The organism is Leeuwenhoekiella aestuarii, from assembly GCF_004104055.1.
Classification (GTDB): Bacteria; Bacteroidota; Bacteroidia; order Flavobacteriales; family Flavobacteriaceae; genus Leeuwenhoekiella; species Leeuwenhoekiella aestuarii.
In genome coordinates, this window is record NZ_QOVJ01000001.1 from 425,560 (window position 1) to 451,105 (window position 25,546).

Below are 25,546 nucleotides of genomic sequence, written 5' to 3' on the forward strand. Positions count from 1 at the left end.
GCTGGTTTTATTCATCACCGCTACGGCTTAAGTAAAGTATCTCGGATCATTCAATAGCTGGTTTTACAGCCGCCAATCGTGTTGACTCAAAGAAATATGTTAGACGTAATTGCCGGAGCTTCCATAGGCCTAGGCAGTAATTTGCTTTTTACTACCGAGTATTAGCAAAACATATGGAACTCAATCACATTAATGCTAACGTGATCATATGATTGGCTTTACATATAATTTTAACCTTTGATAAACTCGCAGAACATATTAAAAGCTCAAACGTTATAGGTTAAAAATAAGCATCGCTAAAATATTTACGAACAATTACGTATTATAAATTAAGTATTGTTACTTATATTTGGTTATAAATACGTAGATCATGAAAAAAGTAATTGTAGTTGGCAACGGTATGGTAGGTTATAAATTTTGCGAAAAATTAGCCGCACACGCCGATTTTGAAGGTTTTGAGGTTATCGTTTTTGGGGAAGAACCCAGACCTGCCTACGACCGGGTGCACCTTAGCGAGTATTTTGCAGACAAATCTGCCGAAGAATTACTTCTAGCGCCTGCCAACTGGTATACAGATCATCAAATAGAACTACGTACCTCAGAACTGGTTACACAAATTGATCTGGAAGATAAAAAAATTACCACGCATAAAGATACCGTATTTGAATACGATTATCTCATTTTAGCTACGGGCTCTGCTCCTTTTGTACCTCCCATTAAGGGCTCAGAAAAAGCAGGTGTTTTTGTATACCGCACTATAGAAGATCTGGATGCAATGAAAAGCTATGCTGCTAAGCTCAAAGCAAAAGGCAAAAAAAGTGCAGCGGTTTTAGGTGGCGGTCTTTTAGGTCTTGAAGCTGCCAATGCCGCTAAAGAACTGGGTATGGATGCGCACGTAGTAGAATTTGCACAACGCTTAATGCCAAGACAACTTGATCAGGGAGCCAGCGATATGCTGCAATCCAAAATTGAAGAGCTTGGTATTGGAATCCACCTCAGTAAAGCTACTGAGGAAATAATGGGAGATGGCGCTATCGAACGTATGGATTTTGCAGATGACACCCATCTCGATGCAGACATGCTCATTATTTCTGCAGGAATACGCCCGCGTGATGAATTGGCTCGTGCCAGCGGACTCCAGGTAGGTGCACGTGGCGGAATTTATGTAAACGAAAAAATGCAGACTTCAGATTCCAGCGTTTATGCTATTGGGGAAGTTGCTTTATACAATGAGGGCATTTACGGTCTGGTCGCACCGGGTTATGAAATGGCAGATGTTGCCGTAGAACAAATTACCGGGGGCGAGAAAGCTATGGCGGCTTCCATAGATATGTCGACGCAATTAAAACTTATAGGCACCGAAGTGGCAAGCTTTGGTGATCCTTTTGTTGAAAATCACGATGTGGTTGCAATCACTTACGAAAACAAACAACGCGGAATTTACAAACGCATCAATGTTGCCAAAGATGGCTCACGCTTGTTTGGCGGTATTTTGGTAGGTGATTCTTCAGATTACAACACCCTCTTTCAGATTTACTATAACGCAATGAAACTGCCTGAAAACCCGGAGGATCTTATTTTAGGTTCGCGCGGTGGCGAAAGCATTCTGGGTAGCGTGCTGGATCTTCCTGATACGGCTCAGATTTGCTCCTGCGAAAGTGTTTCCAAGGGTGAAATATGCGAAGCCATTCAAGACGGTACTGCGGCTAATTTGAAAGATATCGTAAAATGTACCAAAGCAACAACCGGCTGCGGTGGATGCAAACCTATGGTGGTTGATCTGGTCAATGAAACTTTAAAATCACTTGGAAAGGAAGTAAAAGATACGATTTGCGAACATTTTGAATACAGCCGTCAGGAACTTTACGATCTGGTCAAGGTAAAACAGATTACAACTTTTGAAGAAGCACTTGCCCGTCTGGGTAAAGGCTGCGGCTGCGAGGTTTGTAAACCCGTAATGGCTTCCATTTTCTCGAGTATCTATATGGAAACCGCAAATAAGCAACCGGTTATACAGGATTCTAACGACCGGTTTTTGGCCAACATTCAGCGTAACGGGACCTATTCGGTAGTACCCAGAGTTGCCGGTGGTGAGATTTCACCCCAAAAACTGATTGTTCTTGGCGAGGTTGCCAAAAAGTACGACCTGTATACAAAAATTACCGGAGGTCAGCGCATCGATTTATTTGGCGCACAATTGCACGAGCTTCCGCTTATCTGGAAAGAACTCATAGATGCCGGGTTTGAGAGTGGTCACGCCTATGGCAAATCATTGCGTACTGTTAAAAGTTGCGTAGGTTCTACCTGGTGCCGCTATGGGATGCACGAATCTGTAACATTTGCTATTGAGATCGAAAACAGGTATCGCGGTCTGCGCTCACCACATAAATTAAAAGGTGGTGTTTCAGGCTGTATACGCGAGTGTGCAGAAGCGCGGGGTAAAGATTTTGGCTTAATTGCTGTAGATGGCGGGTGGAATCTTTATGTGTGCGGTAATGGTGGTGCAACTCCCAAACATGCTATTTTACTGGCAGAACAATTAGACGACGAGACTTGCGTAAAATACTTAGATCGGTTTCTGATGTTCTACATACGTACTGCTGCACCACTAATGCGCACCGCACCATGGTTAGACAAATTAGAAGGTGGTATTGAATACCTGAAAAAAGTGGTTGTTGAAGACAGCCTTGGCATCGCCGAAGAACTGGAACTTGAGATGCAGGGTCTGGTTAATAAATACGAATGCGAGTGGAAACAGGCTATTGAAGATCCGGAAATGATGGGTCGCTTCAAGCATTTTGTCAATTCTGATGAAACCGATGAGACTATCGAGTTTGTATCCTTAAGGGATCAAAAAATGCCAAAACCCTGGTAAACAGATCAGTTTTTAAAAAATCAAATCAAAAACAAACGCACACCTTTAAATAAGCCTGATGGAAGAATTACTCAATCACTATAAAACCGTAACCCCAGAAAACACAACAAACTGGGTAAAAGTAGGCACTACGCAGGATTTTCCTGAAAATGGCGGAGCCTGTATCAAGCACAACAATAGGCAAATTGCAGTCTATAATTTTACCCTAACATCAAGCTGGTATGCCTGTCAAAATTTATGTCCGCATAAGCTGGAAATGGTACTGTCCCGTGGAATGATAGGAGATTCTCAAGGTATTCCTAAAGTAGCTTGCCCCTTACACAAGAAGACCTTTTCTCTGCAAGACGGCAGCAACCTAAATGGGGAAGATTATAAAATCGCAGTTTATCCCGTAAAAATTGAAGATAATATGGTGTATATTGGTTTTTCAGATTAAGTAAATTACTTAAAGCTTTGAGGGAAACCCTGAAGCTTTAAATCTTGACTACTGAGAAAACAAACCAATTATGCCAGTACAGGAAGCACTAGAAGCAATCGACAGCCACAACGCAAAAGATCCTAATTTTGAAACGATAGATGGCCAACAAATACCTAAAGAGTTGTTGTACTCTCAGCGTATGACGGCACAACTTTTAAGCTTTGAGCCAGATGCCAGTGAAGCATTGCAAATTGCCGCCCGCGCACAACACATCTGCAGGTGGAAGAGTCCCAGAGATGCCTATCCACAGGATCGCGTAGGATATCTGAGATGGCGTGAAGATTTAAAAAAAATGCACGCCAAACTTACCGGAAGAATTTTAGAGGAGCTAGGCTACTCAAAAGAATTTACTGACCGCGTTAAATTTTTAATTTTAAAAAAACACATTAAAAAAGATTATGAATCGCAGACCTTAGAAGACGTGATTTGTTTGGTTTTTTTAGAACACTATTTTGAAGATTTCGCCGCACGTCATCAAGATGATAAGGTTATTGATATTGTACAAAAAACCTGGATTAAAATGTCTCCAAAAGGTCATCGCGCAGCCTTAAATCTTCCGCTTAGCGATAGATCAAAAGATCTTGTTGGGAAAGCTTTAGTTTAAAAATTTTATGCCGGGAATTGATCAAAAAACGTTTAAAAAATTAAGGCGTTTGTATATAATCGCTTTAAGTCTGATCGCACTCTCTGTAATTGTGAGCCAGATGCTGGTGCGTAAATTTCTGGACTCTCAGGCTACAGATTCTACGGTGGTGAATATTGCCGGGCGCCAGCGTATGCTAAGTCAAAAATTGACCAAAGAAGCCTTTCAACTTTCACAAGCAAAACAGCCTGAAATTATACAGCCGTTACAATCAGGGCTGCGTACAACTCGTGAGTTATGGCATTCTAGTCATCTCGCCCTGCAAAGCGGAAGCGATTCCCTAAATATTCCAAACGCCAATTCAGAACAGGTGAAAGCCCTCTTTAAAAGGCTAAACCCCATTTTTGATTCCATCTATAACGCTTCAGCGGTTGTTATCAATACCACTAAAGCTAAAGATTCAATTTCCCAAACCTCATTTGAGAATGCGATGCAAACGATTCAGACTCATGAAGGTTCGTTCTTAAACCTGATGGATGAAATTGTAAATCAATACAATCAGGAAGCCGAGGCAAAAATAGAACGCCTGAGATCTTTTGAACTTTTACTCGTTTTCATCACGCTATTTTTACTCTTTCTCGAGTTTATATTCATTTTTTGGCCAACAGCAAAAGCTGTTAAAAAAGTGATGGCAGACCTCATCATTACGGAGCAGAAATCAAAGAAAATGGCAATTAATGCTGATGAGTTGTCCCAAAGCAAAGAAAAATTGCTGTGGGAGTCAAACGCAATCAATCAGGCGATGGATAAGGCTTTACTTTTTGTACGGCTCGACCAAACCGGGAGTTTGCTGCACGCCGGCGAAAAATTTAAAAATTTATTCAATCAAAGTTTTATAAGCGGAAATACAAAACTGAGTGAAGTCCTATCAACAAATGCTGTTGAACAACAATTTATAGATCAAATCTTGCAGGAATATCGTAAAACCGGATGGCAGGGAGAAATCAAGGCAACTACTCCCAAAGGCAGAAACCTCTGGCTTGAGATGTCTTTGTTACCCTTTAAACGAGGCGATGAACAAACCGAACTGCTTATTATTTTTCTTGATATAACCAAGCGTAAGGAAGCGCACGATGAAATTGAACGGCTTAATAAAGCGAATTTTGAAGAGCGCATCAGCCATCAGAAGATGGTTTCCCGCCAGATTATAGAAAATCAGGAGCAGGAACAAAATCGCATTGCTCAGGATTTACACGACGGGATAGGCCAGATGCTTACCGGACTCAAATTTAATCTTGAAAGTATTGATTTAGATGATCTGGAAAAGTCAAAAAAAAAAATTGACAATTTAAAAAGTCTCTCACTTGATATTATTAAAGGCATACGTACTGCGACTTTCAACCTTACCCCTCCAGAACTTACAGACCACGGTCTGGTGCCAGCACTCGCTAAACTGGCTAAAGAACTGAGTAATCTTACCGGTAGTGCCATACAACTGCTTAATAAAACAGACTTTAACTCCAGACTAGACATTTTAGTTGAGATTAATGCCTATCGCATAACCCAGGAAGCCATTAATAATGCCATAAAATATGCGCAATCAAGCTATATCGTTATTAGCGTAGCGCACAGTAAAGATGTGCTGAGTATTAGTATAGACGACGACGGTAAAGGCTTTTCTATTGAAGAATTACAGGCAGAGCGCCGCGGAGATGGCGGGATGGGGATGACCTTTATGCGGGAACGCACCCACTATATTAATGGTAGACTTTTTGTAAATTCGGAACTGGGAAAAGGTACTCGCATTACGCTCAATATTCCCATCAATTAATCTCTAGTTAAAACACATTATGGCGGCAGAAACACTTGAAGTTATACTAGCTGACGATCACGTACTTGTAAGAGACGGTATCAAAGCTTTACTCGAAGATGAGCAGGATATTGTGGTTCTCGATGAGGCTTCAAATGGTAAAGAAGCGCTTCAGGTTATCGCAAAACATCAGCCTGATGTTCTGGTTGTTGACATACGCATGCCAGAAATGAGCGGCATTGAAGTGGTTCGCAAATTAAAAGCAACCTATCCCAGAGTCAAAACTCTTGTACTTTCTATGCACGACAGTGAAGAGTATGTGATTCAATCTATTCAGGCAGGTGCAGACGGCTACTTACTAAAAGGGTCAAGTAAAGAAGAGTTTTTAAAAGCACTACATACTATCGCCGCGGGCGAAAAATACTTTGCAGGAGAACTGTCTTCAATCATCATTAATAACTTTGTAACGGGAAAAAGACCGGTACAGGCAGAAGAATCTAAGGAATCAATAGCGGAAGATTACAGTCTTACTAAACGAGAACGTCAAATTTTAGGTCTGGTTTTACAGGGGCTTAGCAATAAAGAAATAGGTGACCAGCTCAATATAAGTAAACGTACTGCAGAAGTACATCGCTTTAATCTTATGAAAAAACTGGATGTAAAAAATCTTATGGAGCTCGCAAATAAAGCTACTAAGTATGGTCTTATCTAAAAATCACTGATAAGCAAGCTTTAAAATTAAATATCCATAATATTTTAAGACCAAATTTTAATTTTGGCAATTTTTACAACTACGTATTAAAATTAAGTACTTATACTTATATTTGTAAGTATAAACACTTAATTATGAAAACAACACTTTCCGCAAAGGCCACGCGCCTTAATTTAAAAGACTTTAGCAGCGTTCCTATGCGAACGTTTTGGATCACTTCGGTTGCATTTTTTTTATGCTTCTTTGCCTGGTTTGGTATTGTACCGTTTATGCCTGACGTTGTTCGGGATTTAGGCCTTACTCCAACTCAAAAATGGAATTCGGTAATTCTTGCAGTTTCCGGTACCGTTTTCGCCAGATTAATTATTGGTAAGCTTTGTGATAAATACGGTCCCAGGCTTTGCTACACCTGGCTTTTATTGCTGGGTTCTATACCGGTAATTCTGTGCGGGCTCGTTCAAACTCCATTGCAATTTCTCATCTGCAGACTGTTTATTGGTTTTATCGGCGCTAGTTTTGTAATCACGCAGGTACACACTTCTCTGATGTTTGCTTCTAATATTGTGGGTACTGCAAACGCAACCTCGGCGGGATGGGGAAATCTGGGCGGTGGTGCAAATCGTCTGGGTATGCCGTTGATTGCTGCAGCTGTGGTAAGTTTTGGCGTATCAGAATTGGACGCATGGCGCTATTCTTTAATAATTGCCGGCATTGTCTGTTTCTTAATGGGCATTGTATACTTCTATTTTACAAAAGATACGCCAGAAGGCAACTTTAGTGAACTTAAAGCACAGGGTAAAGAAATAAAAGGAAAAAAGAAAGATGAAGTAGGGTTTCTGGAAGCGCTTAAAGATTACCGCGTATGGATACTTTTTGTAGTCTATGCAGCCTGTTTTGGTATAGAATTGACGGTTTACGGTACAATGGATGATTATTTACAGAATACATTCAGTCTTAGCCGTATTACAGCAGGTAACATTGTACTCTCATTTGCTTTGATGAATCTTTTTGCCCGTACACTGGGCGGTTATTTTGGTGATAAATTTGGTAAACTTAAAGGACTCCGCGGCCGGGTGCTATTTTTGGTAGCTATCCTTTTAGTAGAAGGTGTAATGCTTATGACCTTCTCAACGATTACTAGTCTCGTATTGGGTATTGCTTTTCTTATTGCGTTCAGTCTTTCGGTACAAATGGCAGAAGGCGCAACCTTTTCTGTAGTTCCGTTTATAAATAAAAAGGCCATAGGTTCCATTTCAGGTATTGTAGGTGCCGGGGGTAACGTGGGTGCTTTTCTTGCAGCAATGTTGCTTAAGTCAAAATCTGCTGTTGCAGAACAGGCTGCGCTAGCCGCAAACTCTGGTGCCGGAGAAGAAGTCGCAAAACTGGCTCAATCTGAAGCTGCTGCGGCAGCCGTCTCTAGTGGCTATTTTATAATTGGTATTCTCGTTTTTGTAGCGGGTATTACCGCCTTGGCCATACGCTTCTCTACGGCAGATGAAAAAGACGCAGCAGCGGACTATACGCTCACAGACACTAATAATCTGAATCCTGCAAATGCTTAATAAAAGGGCATTTAAAAATACATTTCACAGATTACAATAGGGTTTTTTGAGGGATTCTCAAATCGGATTGATCTGCTTTGATTGTACTCAAAAAACCTTAACCTTAGTAGAAAATCTTACTATTATGACTCAGAATTCCCAGAAATCAACGTGTTCGTATTGTGGAGTTGGCTGCGGGATTCTTGTAAAAAAGGATGCCAATGATAAGGTGATGGTTGAGGGTGATCCCGATCACCCGGTTAATCGGGGAATGCTGTGCTCAAAAGGCCGCAACCTGCATTATGTGGTCAACGATACTTCAGACCGGCTTTTGCATCCACAAATGCGCTGGAGCAGATCACACCCGCTTGAACAAGTAAGCTGGGATACTGCATTAGACCGTGCAGCACAGGTTTTTAAGAGTGTTATAAAGCAGCACGGGCCTGATAGTGTGGGTTTTTATGTTTCCGGGCAATGCCTTACAGAAGAGTATTACATCGCAAATAAATTGGTAAAGGGGTTTTTGGGTACCAATAATATTGATACCAACTCGCGCCTGTGTATGAGCAGCGCAGTAGTGGGCTATAAAAAAACCTTTGGAGAAGACTCTGTCCCGATCGCTTATGCAGATATTGAACTGGCAGATTGTTTTTTAATTACCGGAGCAAACCCTGCCTGGTGCCATCCTATTTTATTCAGAAGGATTGAGCAACACAAAGAAAAAAAGCCGGATGTCAAAATTATTGTCATCGATCCCCGCCGTACCGACTCGGCTATGTATGCCGATTTGCATTTGCAGCTTATACCGGGAACTGATATTATTTTATATAATGCAATTGGCCGAAGACTGCTCGAACGCGGCCTTATTGACAAGGAGTTTATAAACAATCACACCGAAGGTTTTGCTTCTTATAAAGAGCAGGTTACTAAAACCTCGCTTAAAGAAGCTGCCCGTCTATGCGGGGTCCCGCTTAACGACATTAAAAAAGCAGCAGATTTAATAGGTCTTTCTAAAGCTTTTATAAGTATGTGGGCAATGGGCCTTAACCAAAGCGTGGTAGGTACCAATAAAAACTTTGCCCTGCTCAACCTTTCCTTAATTACGGGACAGGTAGGTAAACCGGGCAGTGGCCCCTTCTCCCTTACCGGGCAGCCCAATGCTATGGGCGGTCGTGAGGTAGGCGGAATGGCAAATTTACTGGCAGTACATAAAGATCTAATGAACCCCGAACACCGCCGGGAAGTTGCCCAGTTCTGGGGAGTTGATGAAATTTCGCCAAAACCAGGATATACGGCTACAGAAATGTTCGAGGCTCTTGAAACCGGCAAGTTAAAAGCGATCTGGATTATTTGTACAAATCCTGCGGTAAGTCTGCCAGACCTGTTGCGCGTGGAAAAAGCACTAAAAAACGCACGCTTTGTTGTGGTTCAGGACATTTCAAATAAAGCTGATACCCTGGAGTATGCAGACCTTGTGCTTCCGGCAGCAGGATGGCTTGAAAAGGAAGGTACTATGACTAATTCTGAGCGCCGCATCTCCTATTTACCCAAACTGGTAGAAGCTCCCGGAGAAGCACGCCCCGATGTAGAAATTCTCTGTGATTTCGCAAAGCGGATGGGTTTCAAAGCTTTTAATTATTACAATACCGAAGAAATTTATCAGGAATACTGCGCGATGACTAAAGGGACGCATATTGATATTTCGTTTCTCAATTATGATCGCCTCAAAACGGAAGGCACCTTTCAATGGCCGGTTAATGAATACCGGCATCCCGGCACTGCACGATTGTTTGAAGATAAAAAGTTTTATACGCCATCTCAAAAAGCGATTTTCAATATACCTTATACGATTACCAACCGCTCTATTATGCCTTCAGAGTCATTTCCGCTTATTTTAACTACCGGAAGGGTGCGCGATCAATGGCACACGATGACCAAAACCGGTAAGGTATCCCGCCTAAAAACGCACTATCCTAAACCGGTACTTGAGATCAATCCCAGTGATGCTTTTGTATTAAATATACGGGAAGGTTATATCGTTGAAGTAAGCAGTGAAAACGGAAGCGTGCGCGTTAAGGCAACGCTCACCGACAATGTGCGCAAAGGGGTTGTTTTTTTACCAATGCACTGGGGTAAAAAATTGGGGCAAAACCTCAACCGGGCCAATAATCTTACACAGAACATGGTGGATCCTCAGAGTAAGGAACCCGATTTCAAATTCACCGCAGTGCGTGTTGAAAACTATAAAAAGAAAAAAGAAAAAATTGCCGTAATCGGATCGGGAGCAGCGGCTTTCCGGTTTGTAGAAAATTACCGCGAACTCAACAAAACCGATACAATAACTGTTTTTTCTAAAGAAGAACATCCATTTTACAATCGGGTATTACTACCAGAATACATAACCGAAGAACTTACCTGGGAACAGCTTCTTAAAATGAAAGGATCGCGTCTCAAAACGCTGAATATAAAATTACACGCATCAAATCCTATTGTCGAAATAGAGCGTAAATCCCAGACCTTAAAAGATAGCAAAGGTATTTTTCACGCATATGATAAGCTAATAATCGCCACGGGAAGCCGCGCTTTTGTTCCTCCAGATGCACATCTAGATCTTAAAGGTAGATTCACGATGCGTGATAAAGAAGATGCAGACCGGTTTAAAGCGTATTTAGATAAAACAAAAATTCCGGTATCTGAAAGACGTGTGATTATTGTGGGTGGCGGACTTTTAGGTTTGGAACTCGCTGCTGCGCTACGCCATACAGGGGTCAAGATCACCATCATTCAACGTTCTTCGTATTTGATGGAGCGTCAACTGGATAGGATCTCAAGCCGAATGCTTGCTAAAGATGTACAGGAGCGCGGTATACAGGTGTATTTTGACAATGAGGTGAGTACGGTTTTTGACACTGACGAAGCCGGCGTGCTTGAAGTCACCCTAAAAAGTGGTAAGGTGCTTGAAGCCAACGCTATTGTTTATGCGATAGGAACACGCCCCAATATCGAGCTTGCACGAGCTACAGGTTTAAGTATGGGACGTGCCGTTAAGGTAGATGAGTTTTTACAAACTTCAGACCCGCGTATTTTTGCTTTGGGCGAAATCGCAGAATTCAGAAATCAAACCTACGGTATTACCGCAGCTGCAGAAGAGCAAGCAACAATTTTAGCTAACTATTTAGCGGGTGACATCAGCACCTCCTACGAGGGTTCGGTATTGATGAATATTCTAAAGTTTGACGACCTTGATTTGTGTAGTATAGGAACCATCCAGGTGCCGCATAACGATACATCCTACGAAGAGGTCATCTTTATGGATATCACAAAACGGTATTATAAAAAGTGCATCATCAAAGATGATCTCTTGATTGGAGCTGTGCTCTTAGGCGATAAACAAGAATTTGCAGAATTTAAGAATCTCATCGAAAGCAAAATTGAACTCGCCGAAAAAAGAGATTTGCTACTACGAGGGGCTTCAAAACAGGCACCCATAAATGGAAAGCTAATATGCTCCTGCAGTCAGGTGGGCGCAGGGAATATTGAAGAGGCGATTGCCGGGGGCTGTACCGATTTCACAAACCTTTGTAACCAAACCGGAGCCGGTCTGGGTTGCGGAAGCTGTAAAACCGAAGTACGAGACTTACTACTTCAAACTCAAGAAGCCGTATGAACGATCAATTATCAAGAGTAATCGTAAAAGGTGGCGTATTGTCTCCCGGGGAGTTGAAAACCATTCTTGAGGCTGCTGAAGGTTTTGGTCTTAAAACCGTTGCTTTCGGCTCCCGACAGGATATTCTTTTTGAGGGCGAAATACCGGAGGAAGAACTGGAATCTCAAAAATTTAAAACAGTTACTTCTGCGATGAATAGGGTAGAAAATATTGTATCATCTTATGTATCAAGCGATTTATTCCCAAATACACCCTGGCTAACTGCAGACCGCTATTTGTATATTTTGGAGCAGTTTGAAAATACGCCGCGTTTAAAAATAAATATAGTAGACCCGCGCCAGCGTCTTGTGCCTCTTTTTACCGCACACCTAAATTTTATCGCTTCAGAGTTTGACGACTACTGGTATCTCTACCTACGCCTTCCGCATTGGGAAAGTATGCAGGAATACCCGGTACTTATTTACAGTTGGGATCTCGCAAGAGTAGCTCAGGTTATAGAAAACCTTTTGCAGGAAGAGCCCGAAACGGTGAGCATGGTTTTTGATCTGGTTATTGATGCGGTTGACTTAAACAGCCGTACGGTTGATAAGCCCTTACAAGTAGACTTTAGACCCTTCCCATATTACGAGGGGATGAACCGCATGGCTGGCGACCGATACTGGTTGGGATTGTATTGGCGTAATAACAAATATGACATCAGGTTCTTAAAAGAATTGTGCGATCTGTGTGCCGATTCAAAAATTGGAAAAATATCGCTTACTCCATTCAAATCGTTTATTGTAAAAGGAATTCCTGCGGAAGCAAAACTGAAATGGGAAAAATTTCTGGGTATGAGTGGGATTAATGTGCGGCACAGTATGCTTGAATTAAACTGGCATGTACCGGTAGCAAACACAAACGCACTAAAACTTAAAAATTATCTGGTAGATGCATTCAACGCCAGCGATATAAGCACGTATGGGCTAACATTTGGTATAACTGATTTTACCAGACGCGTGGCATACTTTACCTCAATTGTCATTGAGCGTAATGCAACGGCGTCTCTTGAAGGCATAAATATCCCGCCTACTTTTAATATTGTTTACGCCCGGGATTTTGATCCTAATACCCGGGATTATATAGTGTATGCGTTAGATATAGATCGGGTAAAGTTACCAGAACTGTTAATGGAACTCAGCAGAATGTATTTTGAAAATCTCGGAATACTTAAAAATCCCGTAACAGCAGAAAAACCAGAGGTTGCTACCACAAAAATTACGGTGCATCAATGCAGCCTGTGTCAGACTATTTACGACTCAAATTATGGGGATGCTACTCAGGGTATCGCACCAGGAACTTTATTTACAGACCTTCCAGAAGACTATAGCTGTTCGCTATGCGAAGGAAATAAAGAAAATTACACAGCGGTTAGCCACTATAAAGCAGTTACCTAAGCTACATTTGGTTTTAAACTTATTGAATCACGCGCTGATTGTACTTGAGAAGAAGCAATTATTTTTTGCATGTTTTCGCGATGGTTCACTACGGCTCCCAAAACAATAATCGCCGGATTACCCAGATTTTTTTCAGCATATACCTTCTCGATGGTATTAACGGTGCCTATCCCAATCTTTTCGTCTGTACGCGTACCGTTTTGAATGATGGCAACGGGGAGTTCGCCTTTATGCTGAGCCTTAAAAACGTTTATAATTTCAGTAAGTTTTGCGGTTCCCATAAGAATGACGACCGTTGCATTACTCGTTGCTGCCAGCTGAACATCTTCAGAAAGGCGGTGCTCTTTTGTGGTACCGGTAATTACCCAAAAACTTTCAGAAACCCCGCGTAAGGTAAGTGGTATACTTTGAAGCGCCGGGACTGCCATACCTGAAGAAATACCGGGTACCAGTTCTGTTGTGATTCCGTTTTGTGCGGCAAACACTAATTCTTCAGCTCCCCTCCCAAATATAAAAGGATCTCCACCTTTTAGTCGTACCACAGTGCCTCTTGCGTGTGCACGATCTACAATAAGATCATTAATTTGATCCTGATGATAGGCATAACAACCTTTACGCTTTCCAACAAAAATCAATTCGGCATCGGGATGGGCATAGTCCAGCAGCGCTGTATTGACCAGTGCATCATAAAGAACCACATCGGCATTCTTAAGATATTTTACCGCTTTGAGTGTTATAAGATCTGGGTCGCCGGGACCTGCACCTATCAAAATCAGTCTGGGAGTAAGAGTCTGCATAGCATTTGTATTTAATGACCTGATAAAAATAATGATTTCTACGTATTACTACGTTAAATTACGTATTTTTTCTGTTTATTTTCTACAATCTCATAAAAATCGTTCTTAATCTAGATAATAATTAAGTATTTATACTTATTATTTTATTTTCTGAATATATTTGTCTCACAAACAGAAATTATCAGAATTATGAAAAAATTATGCCTTGCAGGTTTGAGTCTCCTTTTTTTTAGCAGCGTTTTTGCTCAAGAGTTTACTGCAGATGTAGATTTAAGACAGCGTTTTGAATACCGTCACGGTTACAACACGCTTTTTCCCAACAATACAGACGCTGCAGCTTTTGTGCGTCAACGCGCCCGGCTAAATTTTGGTTATAAAGCCGAAAAATTAAATGTCTTTATTGCGCTTCAGGATGTAAGTACCTGGGGTGATACCCGCCAGATTTTCCCTTCAGACGGGAATGATTCGTTTATGTTGTTTCAGGCCTGGGCAGAACTTTCTCTGGGTGAAAATTGGTCTACAAAATTAGGAAGACAGGTAATTGCTTATGATGATCAGCGCATTTTTGGCGGACTCGATTGGGCAATGCAAGGCCGTTTTCACGATGCTGCGTTATTGAAGTATAAAAAAGATAAAATTCAGTTAGATCTTGGTTTTGCCTTTAGTCAGCAGGGTGAGTCCAATTTTGGTACTCTTTATCAGGTTCCCGGTTTTTTTACCTATAAGACGATGCAATATGCCTACTTTAAAAAATCCTGGGAGTCTTCTTCCTTAAGTGTACTTGCTTTAAATACCGGCTTTCAACGCTTTGAAGACGCTCCTGTAAACACGATAGCAGATGGCGTTTACTATACGCAAACATTGGGTTCTTATTTTACGTTTCCGGCGGGTCCTGTAAATTTTAGTGGGAGTGCCTATTATCAATTTGGTGATGCCTATCCTGTAGACCAGAGTCTAAGTGCCTATCAGGTTGCTTTAGAAGCGACGTATAAGCCCGGAACAACGCTTTATGGGATAGGTGCCGAATTGCTGAGCGGTTCTGATCAGGGTAGTACAGATCGCAAGTCATTTTTTCCGCTTTACGGCACTAACCATAAATTTAATGGATTAATGGATTATTTCTACGTGGGTAATCACGCCAATAATGTAGGGCTCAACGATGTATACGCTAAAGCTGTTTTCAAAACAGGTGAAAAGTCTTCCCTGCTGGCTGCAGCCCATTATTTTGCGGCCAATGGCAATCTTGTTGATAATGCCGAGTCGTATTTGGGTACCGAAATTGATTTGGTGTACACTCAACCACTTGTAAAAAACGTAAAACTGCAATTGGGATACTCCCATATGTTTGCTTCAGAAAGTATGAGTCTTATCAAAGGAGGAACTGCTTCAGACAATACTAACAACTGGGGCTGGGCAATGCTGGTTATTAATCCCAATCTATTTAAAAACAGTTTTAAAGAGCTCTGAATATGAATTCCTTCTTGAAATTATATCAATTCAGAAAATTTATTTATTATATTTTTAGACCACTTCCCCATTATTTTTTCTTTCGAAAAGGCCTTCACAGAAGACAGGTTTTTTTGAAAGAAAAAATTATTCCTGTTTTTTAATCAGCGCAGCAAAAGAAAAACAACAGCAGATGCTTGTGAAAGAAAAAGAAGTAGAACTAGTGCAATAAGCCAATTGGGAATCGTCCGGGAATGCTTAATCATTCTCAATATTTCTTCTCGGTTTCTTTGTTGAGCAGTTTGATTAACTTCCAGTTTTCTAAGATGCTCCTCAATCAACTTTTCTATCTGGGTGCTATCTGCTTTTATAGACGTATCCTTTATGCATTTTTCAATCTTTTCTAGACGGTTGACTTCTTCCTTAAAGCTGTGTAATTCTTCAACGAGCAATTCTGATAGGATTTCTAATTTTGTCATATTCCAATTCCTTTATTGATTACTAGTTTCAGTGCTTTTTTAGCAATTGCTTTAACCAGACTTGGTGCTATAGGAATAGTTCTTCCACCAATTGCAACACTCTTCTGACGGGATATTGATTTCAATAAGTTACTGGCTGACATTGATCGGTGTACTTCGCTTCCTTTCAAACTTTGCCCCTTATATTCAAAACGGAATCCCTGAAGTTCTTTTGATTTGTTAATGACCGGGATTACTGTAATCTGCTTTTCCTGCATTCGGTTGATGTAGGTTTGTAATTCTTTAGCTCGTTCTTGGCCAATAGTTTGTTTGTGTGCCTTCTGTAGTTCACTTCGGATACTACTTAGTTCTAGATGCCTTTGATATTGCACATCCTTTATCGTTTGAATTCCCATTTCCTTTGCGGTATGCTCTGCTGCCAACTGACTTTGTTTGCCTATAAAACTATCCTTGTACGCTTTTCCATTTAGATCAATGCGATTTATATAGAGATGTATATGGGTATGCTCTTTATCCCGATGTACATACGCTACTGCCTGCCGCTCTTGTAATTTCATATGTTGAATAAAAGCTTTAGTGAGTTTCCCTAAATCCTCTGTGTTCATTTGAGCTCCATCGGTTACCGTTGGACTTAGAACAAAACTTAAAGTATTGCGCTCACAGTTTTGATTGAGCGTTTGAACCGCTCTAAATTCCTCGGTGATTTCTTCTGCAGTATTTCCAACAATTAGGTAACTGTATACCTGCTCAGCTTCTTTCTCCGGATTATTACCGTATCTCAAAGCTGCGAGTGTACTTGATATGGAACTTCCTTTTCCAATCATGGGATGATGCTTTTAAGGTGTTTCTTGATTTCTTCAGCCACTAAAATCACTTCTTCACTGAGCTTTGGATTTCCTTTTTTATACATATTTCCAATGCGTTTAAAGTTGTTGTGGTACTTGACCAACATTTTATAGGTATTGATATGCTCTTCATTCATCCGCTCTATGATCTGTTGTTCCAGTAGGCTATTTCGGCAAAAAGCACTCAGGCTTGAGCCTGCAGCTTTTGCTTTTACCTGCAGCAGTTTTTTCTCATATACGCTGCATCTGAATTTGATAAGTGCTCGTTTCATCGTCTATAGTTTTTTCTTTGCAACCATCGGGAGCAAAGCAAGATTGTGGCCACAGCCACACATCTTGCCCTGCTCTCCAGAAATCATTTTAAATCTTTTTCATCAGCCAGACATTCAGGTCTTTTTCAGCAGAATAGAACTCAGATTTATCAATGCATTTTGAAGTTGAATTCAAGAAGAAAGCTGTGGTTTTTCTTCCGGCCTCATCCCGATCCAAATAGAGCTCTATCGTTTTATAATTATCTAAAATGGGAAGTGCTTTATCTGCAAAAACAATGGAGTTTAAAATCAAAAAGTCAGCTTCTCGTTTTAAATTTGGATAGATTGTTATCAGTGATAATAGATCAAACATTCCTTCCAGAACCATCAAATTCTGGGATTCATTTTTGATCCAAGTCAGATCTTTTGGTGAGCTTGAACATTTGAAATATTTGTTTCTAAGTTCCCATCCTTCAGAATTTTTTTTGAGTCCAATGGAAAAACAATATTTATTACCAATAGTATAGTGAACCTCCCTGCAAAAGGTATTAGCTATAGTAAGGCTGATTTTTCGTTTAGTCAAATACTGTAATAAAGCTGAATGTTGAATGAACTTTACATCTTTGATTTCAATTCCAGATTCCTTTAAATTAGAACGTTGCGGTTTTGGAAGATCGTAATTCACTGTTTTAAGTTGAGCTAAAATCTCTAGAGATTTACTCACCGATACTTTTGAAAGCTCACAAATGAGATCTATGATGTTCCCGCCAATCCCCAATCCGTGATCGTACCAGCAGTTTAATTTTTTAGAAACTTTAAAGGATGCTTGGGTTTCTGACCGCAGGGGACTTAGAAACCAAGCTTCCTTTTCCGAATTGCGAGTGGGAAGGTGTCCTAAAAATTCCAGCGCCTTTTCGATGGGAATTTTTCGGGCATTTTCACACGATAGTTTTTCTTTTTTCATCTGTAAATAGTTTAAAAATCCCAAAACATCCTACCATCTTACCCATCCCAGTAAACACGGGGCTTAATGACCTGGGTAAGTCCTTTTTTCATCCTACCCATCCTACCACACATTTGGGGTAAGATGGGTAGGATTGTGGTAAGATGACTTCTTAAGATCCTACCACAAATGAACCTAATGTTTATAGGGTCTTAGAAGATTTGTGGTAGAATGGTAAGAGGATTTATTCTTTTTTCTTTCATCAGCCTAGTTCGTAAGGAGATTCTATAAACTTCCTCTTTGCTAAGTACCCGTATATCCTGCGTTTCGGGTGTTTGATCTTCTGAAAACCAAAGCCTGAAAGGGCACGCCCCAGATTGATCTGACTAATTCGTATGTTCAGACAATTTAGGCTAACCATAATGTCTGTGGCAGTTACAAAATCTTTTTCGTGGGTAGACTTTTCATAGTACTTGGCTATGAGTTCCTGCTCGGTGGTCATTTTGGTATACCGCTGGTTGCGTTCCTCATTTTCATTAACATCCTTAACTGTAAGTTCCGGATTGAAATCAGGATCTTTATAAGCCAAATGATAAGCCTGGCTCCAGAGGTCTCGAATAGCTACTTCTTTCTTATAATTAAAATCGATTGGTCCCATCAGTTCAAAACATAACCAACGCACCGAACCTGTTTCATCATTTAAAAAGGAAGACATATTGGTCGACCCCATAAACGAACAAATTCTGGGTAGTATGGTATTTTTACGATCATAGGGCAAACGCTCGTTGATAAAGGTCTTCGAGAAAAAAGCTTTAAGCGCATTCACATCATTCTTTGAAAGTACAGCCAGCTCATCGAGATTATAGAGAAAGTTTCGGCACAATTGAATACGGGCATCTTTATCGCTATTGATGTCTTCGGCCATATATTCGGCTAATTCCGGTGGGCAGAGATATCGGCACCAGGTTGATTTACCTGAGCTTTGACCGCTATGACTGATAATTAGAGCCTGCTTGTTGAAATACGCAGGCTCCAGAGCGCATTTGATAGCTCTTACCAGCCATTTTTTGAAATGATATACAAATACTTCGTGTTCATAAAGCGGCACATAAGAGGCGAGCTTCTCGATATGATCGTTACCATCCCAAGCCCCCAGAGATTCAAAATATTCTCTGATTGGATTATAGGAATCAATCAGTTCCGATTTGATCAGAATCTCCAATTTAGAAGTACTGATATCTATCCCGGCTTTGGTTAGTTCAATGATTAGTGAATTTAGATTTAGATAGCTCCATTGCTTTTTCTGTTTCAGAGAGATTTGAAAATCGTGCGAGATTTCATTGTAAAGGATGTCGTACTTCTCAAACAGGTACTCAATGGTGTAATCGTAAACCGTCTTTTTCTTAGGATCTGCTACTTGATAAAGCTTTGAATTTTTCATAGCTATAGTTTTATAGGTCTATAAAAATCTTCGCTTTCTAAAAGAAAGCTTTAATGCCTCTTCTTCCAATTCTGCATTAGATTGCTTGTAGTTTTGTAGCAACCACTTCTCCAATTTTTCTCTTTCAAAATAGATAAGTTTTCCATTGGGCTTACAATGCGGAATTTGTCTTGAAGAGGTAAGTTTATACATAAAGCTTTTAGATATGCCTGTGAAGTCACAGGCTTCATCAAAATTTAATACGCGCTTGTCTGCAATTAATAATTGCTCTATACGGTCTAATTTTTCTAAAATTCTTAATAAGTCCATCTTTTTAGATTTTTAAGTTAATGATGGAAAATTGGCCAACTGTCAATGATTTGAATTCAAAACAAATGACAAGAGAATCGTTTAAACTTCCAATACGTAATGGGTAACGATAGGTATTATTACCTATTAATGGTCTGACTTAGTAGAACAGAAATACGCTGAAGATAAGGAGAACGGTTATTGCGCCAATCAGACACATTCTTTGTGGAAATTCTTAGCAATTTACCCTTATGGTCTTTTATTATAAAGTAGTAATTGGTAAACTCAACTATTTTAAGATTAGTCAAGTTTTCAAAACCAAAAAATACTTGACTTAAAAATTCTAAAAGCGTTTGTCTATTTATTTTAGTCGGATTGTTTGGGTTCTGGTCAATCCAGACAATAGGAGGTTTCTCTTTTAAATATTTTAAAAGCAATAGAGACTCAAAACTTTTATAATCTCCTTCAAAATAAGACTCTGAAAAAAGCACAAACACCCTCTGTATCTGATCGACCCCCACCACAATACTATTTAGTTCCTTATAAAGCTTCAGATCAAAAGAGGCCTCTTCTTTATTCTTTTCAATTGATTCATTCTTTTGAGATATAGAAAAATAGATCACAGTTATGCAAAAGAGAAAAACAAGCAAATAAATAAATGCAAATAGAAAACGAACCCAAATTGATGCATTTTGCCAAGAAAAGAGAAACAGAATTATAAGGCAGACTAAGATTATGGTTACGAATAGTTGAGCCTGCTGTAATCTTATACCTTGAATGATAAATTTTGAACATTTCTTAAGAAGCTGTTCAAGTCTTAAAAAGGAGTTAGCTATGAGTTTAAAAAGAGATTCCATACACTCAAATGCAGATTAACACGCTTTAAAGGTACTTATTTTGAGTTTTGTAAAGAAGAAGAAATAATAAGCAAGAAATCTATAAAAACGCTTTATAATTGTTACTATTCTGTTACTCTTATAATCGTAAAAGCCTGATAGTTAAATAACTACCAGGCTTTTGATGTACCCCGGGCGGGAATCGAACCCGCACTCGTAAGAACTGGGTTTTGAATCCAGCGCGTCTACCAATTCCGCCACCGAGGCATTAATGGAGGGCAAAATTAATAAAATTTCTCATTATTTAATCAAAATTCTGCTGAAATAAAGTCCGTCAAGCCAATTTAATTTATACTTTTGCACCCTCTTATAAATTTAGCGAATCTAAACATAAGATAACCATGTCATTATCAGCCCCTGATGCAAAAATTTTCCCGTGCACACAAAGCCGGGATTTAGCCGAAAAAATAGCGAAAGCTTACGGGCAACCGCTGGGCAAGATAATCACGTCTACCTATAGCGATGGCGAATTTCAGCCTTCTTTTGAAGAGTCTATACGAGGATCGCGGGTTTTTATCATTGGCTCAACAATGCCAAGCAGTGAAAACCTAATGGAAATGTTATTAATGCTTGATGCTGCAAAACGTGCTTCTGCGCGTCATATCACTGCTGTTTTACCTTATTTTGGGTGGGCACGTCAGGATCGTAAAGACAAGCCACGAGTACCTATTGCAGCGAAACTAGTCGCTAATTTATTAGAAACTGCCGGAGCAACCCGTATTATAACGATGGACTTGCATGCAGATCAGATTCAGGGATTCTTTGAGCGCCCGGTTGATCATCTTTTTGCTTCAACTGTATTTTTGCCTTATTTAGAGTCACTTAATCTGCCTAATATGACAATCGCCTCTCCAGATATGGGAGGTTCCAAAAGAGCTTATGCCTATTCTAAAGCTTTAGATTGTGATGTGGTAATCTGTTACAAACAGCGTGAAAAAGCTAACGTTATCAGTCATATGGAGTTGATAGGTGATGTAAAAGGCCGCAACGTTATTCTGGCAGATGATATGGTGGATACCGCAGGAACATTAACTAAAGCTGCAGACCTTATGATGGAACGCGGTGCACTAAGTGTTAGAGCGATTTGTACGCATGCACTTTTAAGTGGCAACGCTTATGAGCGCCTTCAAAACAGTAAGCTTGAAGAACTTATTGTAACAGATAGTATTCCGCCAAAACAACAAAGCGATAAAGTACGCATATTGAGTTGTGCAGATTTATTTGCCGATGTAATGCACCGCGTGCACAGCAACACGTCTATTGCATCAAAATTTTTAATGTAATTTATTAATACTTAATATATAATTAAATGAAGTCAATCACGATCACAGGATCTAAAAGAGAAAGCGTGGGCAAAAAGGCAACTCAAGCCCTACGTAATGCTGGAGAGGTTCCTTGCGTACTATACGGAGGGGATGAGCCAGTACACTTTAACGCACCAGAAATTGCGTTTAAAGATTTGGTTTACACTCCAGATGCGCATACCGCGACTTTGGAACTTGACGGAAACACCTATATGGCTATCCTTCAAGACATCCAATTTCACCCGGTAACAGATCGCATACTTCACGTGGATTTCTATCAAATCTTTGAAGGTAAAGAAGTTACTATGACCATCCCTGTTCACTTTGAAGGTAACTCTAGAGGTGTACGTAATGGTGGTGTTTTACGTAAAACATACCGTACACTACGTGTTAAGGCATTGCCTAAAAACCTTCCTGATTATGTTGTTGCAGACATCACTAAACTTAAAATTGGTGATAAATTGTACATCACAGATGTAGAACAAGGAGAATGGAAGTTCCTTCACCCAGACAACACTGTTGTTTGTCAAGTTAGAACTTCTCGTAACGTCGTTGAAGATATTGATGACGAAGATGAAGAAGGAGAAACTGAAGGTACAGAAGCTACTGAACAAGCTGCTGACGCTGCAGAATAAATTGGGAAACCAATTCAATCATAAAACACCCGCATTAGCGGGTGTTTTTTTATACCCAAATCTCAAAACACCTAATTTTGAGATAAGCTTAACCCTTATATTCAAGCAAAACGCAACAAAATCTTAAATTTGCCCTTCAATCACTTTAAAAAGTGTTTTAGTTTTAAAAAGCAACCAAAAACCTCATTCATTCAACAGCATAAATATGGCAGGTTTTTTCAGCAAACTTTTTAAAGCATCAAATGAACGTGAAGATCCCATGAAAAAATACCTTATTGTAGGCCTGGGAAACATTGGCCCCAAATATCACAATACCCGTCACAACATAGGTTTTAAAATAGTCGACGCTTACGCGGAAGAACAAGCTGTATCCTGGTCTACTGAAAAACTAGGAGATGTTGCTTACACTAAAGTACGTGGCAGAACAGTAGTACTGCTCAAGCCCAATACGTACATGAATTTGAGTGGGAAAGCGGTAAAGTACTGGATGCAAAAAGAAAAAATAAGTATTGAAAACATTCTGATCATCACAGATGATCTCAATCTCGATTTTGGCACCATACGTGTAAAAACCAAAGGAAGCGACGGCGGCCACAACGGACTCAAAGACATTCAGAATCAATTGATGACCAGCAGCTACCCGCGTTTTAGATTTGGTATTGGCGACCGTTTTAGCAAAGGCAAGCAAATAGATTATGTGCTGGGTGAATGGGACAAAAATGAAGATCTTGATATGCCAGAAAGAATAGATATCTCGTGCAAGGTAATCGAAAGTTTTATAGCTTCGGGAGTATCTAATACCATGAACGCTTACAACGGCAAATAAATTGAAACAACACACTTCAGCAGAAAAATTTGACGGGCAAAAAGGCACTGTGGTTACCATTGGCACCTTTGACGGTGTGCATCTGGGTCACCGCAAAATCATTAACCGTCTGCTAGATAGCGCTCAGAGTAACGATTTAGAATCTGTAGTACTTACCTTTTTCCCACATCCGCGTATGGTACTTCAGAAGGATACAGGCATCAAGCTAATCAATTCTATTAAAGAACGTGTTGCCTTATTAGAAGCTTGTGATCTAGATCATTTAGTGATTCACCCGTTTACGCAAGAGTTTTCAAGACTTACCGCAGAAGAGTTTGTAAAAGATATTTTAGTAGATCAGCTAAAAGCCCGTAAAGTCATAATTGGCTACGACCATCGTTTTGGTCGCAATCGCAATGCGAATATTGAAGACCTGAAAGCCTTTGGCGAACGTTATAATTTTGAGGTAGAAGAGATCTCAAAACAAGATGTAGATGATGTGGCTGTTAGCTCTACCAAAGTAAGAAAAGCACTTAATGAAGGGAATCTGGATCTGGCGAATGAATATCTTGGATACTCTTTTATGCTCAACGGAATAGTTTCCAAAGGAAAAGGACTGGGACGAAAATTCAATTACCCTACCGCTAATTTAAAAATTGAAGAGCCCTACAAGCTTATTCCGGCAAAAGGCGTTTATGTTGTGCAATCTAATCTTGCCGGAAAAACCGTCTACGGAATGATGAGCATAGGTACAAATCCAACCGTTGGCGGCAATGCGCTTACCATTGAAACTTTCTTTTTTGATTTTGATCAGGATTTATATGACCAGCATTTACAAATTGAGTTACTCACCCGAATACGCGATGAGAAAAAATTCAATTCTGTAGATGAACTTATTGCAGCCATGCAGGCTGATGAACAATTTTCTAAAGCATTCATTCAAAAACTAGATGCTTAATAAATGGCTTTTTAAACAGGTAGACAACAGTGCTCTCATCGTATTTAGAGTACTGTTTGGTTTTTTAATAACCGTAGAAGCCTGGGGAGCTATCGCTACAGGGTGGGTCAAGGAAACCCTGCTTGAGGGTGATTTTACTTTTAATTTTATAGGCTTAGATTTTTTACAACCACTTCCCGGGGATGGCATGTATTATTATTATGCTATAATGGGTTTATTTGGTGTCTTTGTGATGCTCGGGCTTAAATATCGATTTAGTGTTTTAGCCTATGCCGTGATGTGGTCAGCGGTTTATTTGATGCAAAAATCTTCATACAACAACCACTATTATCTCTTGATGCTTTTATTAGGCATTATGGCATGTTTACCAGCACACCGCTATCTTTCTTTAGATGTAAAATACAATCCTAAGCTCAAAAAACTGAGTATGCCACGCTGGGTATATGTAATCATTATTGCTCAACTATGGATTGTTTACACCTACGCTTCCATAGCAAAATTATACCCAGACTGGCTAGACGCAAGTATGGCCGGTGAACTTATGGAAGCTCGCAAAAACTACTGGCTGGTGGGTGATTTTCTTCAGCAAAAATGGGTACACTGGTGTATCGCTTATTTTGGGATTCTGTTTGACGGACTCATCATTCCGGCTTTACTATATAAACCTACCCGGAAAATGGCCTTTATAATTTCGATCTTTTTCCACCTGTTCAATTCGTTCATTTTTCATATTGGCATATTCCCGTATATGTCATTAGCGTTCACACTATTCTTTTTTCCGCCAGAAACCATACAGCGTATTTTTCTACAAGGGAAAAGATTATATACAAAAAATGAAATCATCAGACCTAAGCACTACAAACCCGCTCTTGTATGCTTTATAATATATTTCTTAATTCAAATTGGGCTCCCTTTAAGACATTGGGTCATACAAGATGACGTGCTCTGGACGGAAGAAGGACATCGTCTCAGTTGGCGCATGATGCTGCGATCAAAAGGCGGAAGAATCAGTTTTAAAGTTGTTGATAAAGCAACAGGTTTAGAATTACCATTTAATTATCGTAAAATGCTCTCTCGCAAGCAACAACGCGCTATAGGTGCTAAACCAGATGTGATCTGGCAATTTTGTCAACGTGTGAAGAATGATTTTGCTAAAAAAGGCAAGGATGTTGCTATCTATGTAGATTGTAAAATACGTATCAACGGGGGTGACCTGAACACCTTAATAGATCCTAAAGTTGATATGACAACTGCAAAATGGGATTACTTCTGGCACAACGAGTGGCTCCTGCCCTCCCCTTTAGATAAAGAAATTAAAAAACCGCCCTATTCACGGGTTTCTTTTGAATAAACAATACG

At 40.0% G+C, this 25,546-nt stretch carries 22 protein-coding genes and 1 tRNA gene; 14 read left to right on the plus strand and 9 right to left on the minus strand.

Annotation, left to right across the window (positions count from 1 at the left end; all coding sequences use genetic code 11):
* The first annotated feature begins 370 nt into the window (after positions 1–370).
* From nirB to DSM03_RS01965, 8 genes are all read left to right on the plus strand, one after another.
* Positions 371–2,875 (plus strand): nitrite reductase large subunit NirB, encoded by a 2,505-nt coding sequence (gene nirB / locus DSM03_RS01930; RefSeq protein WP_128761684.1) that lies wholly within the window; start codon positions 371–373, stop codon positions 2,873–2,875.
* Positions 2,876–2,933: 58 nt separating this feature from the next.
* Positions 2,934–3,311, plus strand: coding sequence for a nitrite reductase small subunit NirD (gene nirD / locus DSM03_RS01935; protein ID WP_128761685.1), 378 nt, complete (start codon positions 2,934–2,936; stop codon positions 3,309–3,311).
* A 70-nt stretch (positions 3,312–3,381) separates the two neighbouring features.
* Positions 3,382–3,957: a DUF4202 domain-containing protein gene (locus tag DSM03_RS01940; protein WP_128761686.1), complete on the plus strand. Its 576-nt coding sequence runs from the start codon at positions 3,382–3,384 to the stop codon at positions 3,955–3,957.
* A 7-nt stretch (positions 3,958–3,964) separates the two neighbouring features.
* A complete protein-coding gene (locus tag DSM03_RS01945; RefSeq protein ID WP_128761687.1) occupies positions 3,965–5,767 on the plus strand; it encodes a sensor histidine kinase in 1,803 nt (600 codons plus the stop codon).
* A gap of 19 nt (positions 5,768–5,786) precedes the next feature.
* Positions 5,787–6,458 carry a response regulator transcription factor gene (locus DSM03_RS01950; protein WP_128761688.1) on the plus strand — a complete coding sequence of 224 codons (672 nt, stop codon included), beginning with the start codon at positions 5,787–5,789 and terminating at the stop codon, positions 6,456–6,458.
* A gap of 134 nt (positions 6,459–6,592) precedes the next feature.
* Positions 6,593–8,020 carry an MFS transporter gene (locus tag DSM03_RS01955; RefSeq protein ID WP_128761689.1) on the plus strand — a complete coding sequence of 476 codons (1,428 nt, stop codon included), beginning with the start codon at positions 6,593–6,595 and terminating at the stop codon, positions 8,018–8,020.
* A gap of 124 nt (positions 8,021–8,144) precedes the next feature.
* Positions 8,145–11,666, plus strand: a complete 3,522-nt coding sequence (locus DSM03_RS01960; RefSeq protein ID WP_128761690.1) for a nitrate reductase — start codon at positions 8,145–8,147, stop codon at positions 11,664–11,666.
* Entirely contained in the window at positions 11,663–13,099 is a 1,437-nt protein-coding gene (locus tag DSM03_RS01965) for a rubredoxin (protein WP_128761691.1), read from the plus strand. The genes DSM03_RS01960 and DSM03_RS01965 overlap by 4 nt, the downstream gene beginning before the upstream one ends.
* Here the strand turns inward: DSM03_RS01965 and cobA are convergent.
* A complete protein-coding gene (cobA, locus tag DSM03_RS01970) occupies positions 13,096–13,896 on the minus strand; it encodes a uroporphyrinogen-III C-methyltransferase (protein ID WP_128761692.1) in 801 nt (266 codons plus the stop codon). The genes DSM03_RS01965 and cobA overlap by 4 nt on opposite strands.
* A 189-nt stretch (positions 13,897–14,085) precedes the next feature.
* Here cobA and DSM03_RS01975 point away from each other — a divergent pair, with 189 nt between their 5' ends.
* Positions 14,086–15,363: an alginate export family protein gene (locus DSM03_RS01975; protein ID WP_128761693.1), complete on the plus strand. Its 1,278-nt coding sequence runs from the start codon at positions 14,086–14,088 to the stop codon at positions 15,361–15,363.
* Between the two features lie 143 nt (positions 15,364–15,506).
* On the opposite strand, the gene DSM03_RS01980 is transcribed toward DSM03_RS01975, so the two are convergent.
* The 8 genes from DSM03_RS01980 to DSM03_RS02015 form a co-directional block, all read right to left on the minus strand.
* Positions 15,507–15,821: a DUF6730 family protein gene (locus DSM03_RS01980; protein WP_128761694.1), complete on the minus strand. Its 315-nt coding sequence runs from the start codon at positions 15,819–15,821 to the stop codon at positions 15,507–15,509.
* Complete coding sequence (locus DSM03_RS01985; RefSeq protein WP_128761695.1) at positions 15,818–16,645, minus strand: relaxase/mobilization nuclease domain-containing protein; 828 nt, start codon at positions 16,643–16,645, stop codon at positions 15,818–15,820. Before DSM03_RS01985 ends, DSM03_RS01980 begins: the two co-directional genes overlap by 4 nt.
* Positions 16,642–16,938: a mobilization protein MbpA gene (gene mbpA / locus DSM03_RS01990; protein ID WP_128761696.1), complete on the minus strand. Its 297-nt coding sequence runs from the start codon at positions 16,936–16,938 to the stop codon at positions 16,642–16,644. The genes DSM03_RS01985 and mbpA overlap by 4 nt, the downstream gene beginning before the upstream one ends.
* A gap of 88 nt (positions 16,939–17,026) precedes the next feature.
* Positions 17,027–17,881, minus strand: a complete 855-nt coding sequence (locus DSM03_RS01995) for a toprim domain-containing protein (RefSeq protein ID WP_128761697.1) — start codon at positions 17,879–17,881, stop codon at positions 17,027–17,029.
* A 241-nt stretch (positions 17,882–18,122) separates the two neighbouring features.
* Positions 18,123–19,301, minus strand: coding sequence for a virulence-associated E family protein (locus tag DSM03_RS02000; RefSeq protein ID WP_128761698.1), 1,179 nt, complete (start codon positions 19,299–19,301; stop codon positions 18,123–18,125).
* A gap of 18 nt (positions 19,302–19,319) precedes the next feature.
* The gene (locus DSM03_RS02005) at positions 19,320–19,610 is read right to left on the minus strand and encodes a helix-turn-helix domain-containing protein (RefSeq protein WP_128761699.1); all 291 of its coding nucleotides are present in this window, start codon (positions 19,608–19,610) and stop codon (positions 19,320–19,322) included.
* Between the two features lie 119 nt (positions 19,611–19,729).
* Positions 19,730–20,212, minus strand: a complete 483-nt coding sequence (locus DSM03_RS02010) for a hypothetical protein (protein WP_128761700.1) — start codon at positions 20,210–20,212, stop codon at positions 19,730–19,732.
* A gap of 400 nt (positions 20,213–20,612) precedes the next feature.
* A tRNA-Leu gene (locus DSM03_RS02015) sits at positions 20,613–20,692 on the minus strand.
* 134 nt (positions 20,693–20,826) lie between these two features.
* Here DSM03_RS02015 and DSM03_RS02020 point away from each other — a divergent pair.
* From DSM03_RS02020 to DSM03_RS02040, 5 genes are all read left to right on the plus strand, one after another.
* Complete coding sequence (locus tag DSM03_RS02020) at positions 20,827–21,768, plus strand: ribose-phosphate pyrophosphokinase (RefSeq protein ID WP_128761701.1); 942 nt, start codon at positions 20,827–20,829, stop codon at positions 21,766–21,768.
* 26 nt (positions 21,769–21,794) lie between these two features.
* Complete coding sequence (locus DSM03_RS02025) at positions 21,795–22,424, plus strand: 50S ribosomal protein L25/general stress protein Ctc (RefSeq protein WP_128761702.1); 630 nt, start codon at positions 21,795–21,797, stop codon at positions 22,422–22,424.
* A gap of 205 nt (positions 22,425–22,629) precedes the next feature.
* The gene (gene pth, locus DSM03_RS02030; protein WP_128761703.1) at positions 22,630–23,250 is read left to right on the plus strand and encodes an aminoacyl-tRNA hydrolase; all 621 of its coding nucleotides are present in this window, start codon (positions 22,630–22,632) and stop codon (positions 23,248–23,250) included.
* 1 nt (position 23,251) lies between these two features.
* Positions 23,252–24,187, plus strand: a complete 936-nt coding sequence (locus tag DSM03_RS02035; RefSeq protein ID WP_128761704.1) for a bifunctional riboflavin kinase/FAD synthetase — start codon at positions 23,252–23,254, stop codon at positions 24,185–24,187.
* Positions 24,180–25,538: an HTTM domain-containing protein gene (locus tag DSM03_RS02040; protein WP_128761705.1), complete on the plus strand. Its 1,359-nt coding sequence runs from the start codon at positions 24,180–24,182 to the stop codon at positions 25,536–25,538. The genes DSM03_RS02035 and DSM03_RS02040 overlap by 8 nt, the downstream gene beginning before the upstream one ends.
* Positions 25,539–25,546: the final 8 nt, after the last annotated feature.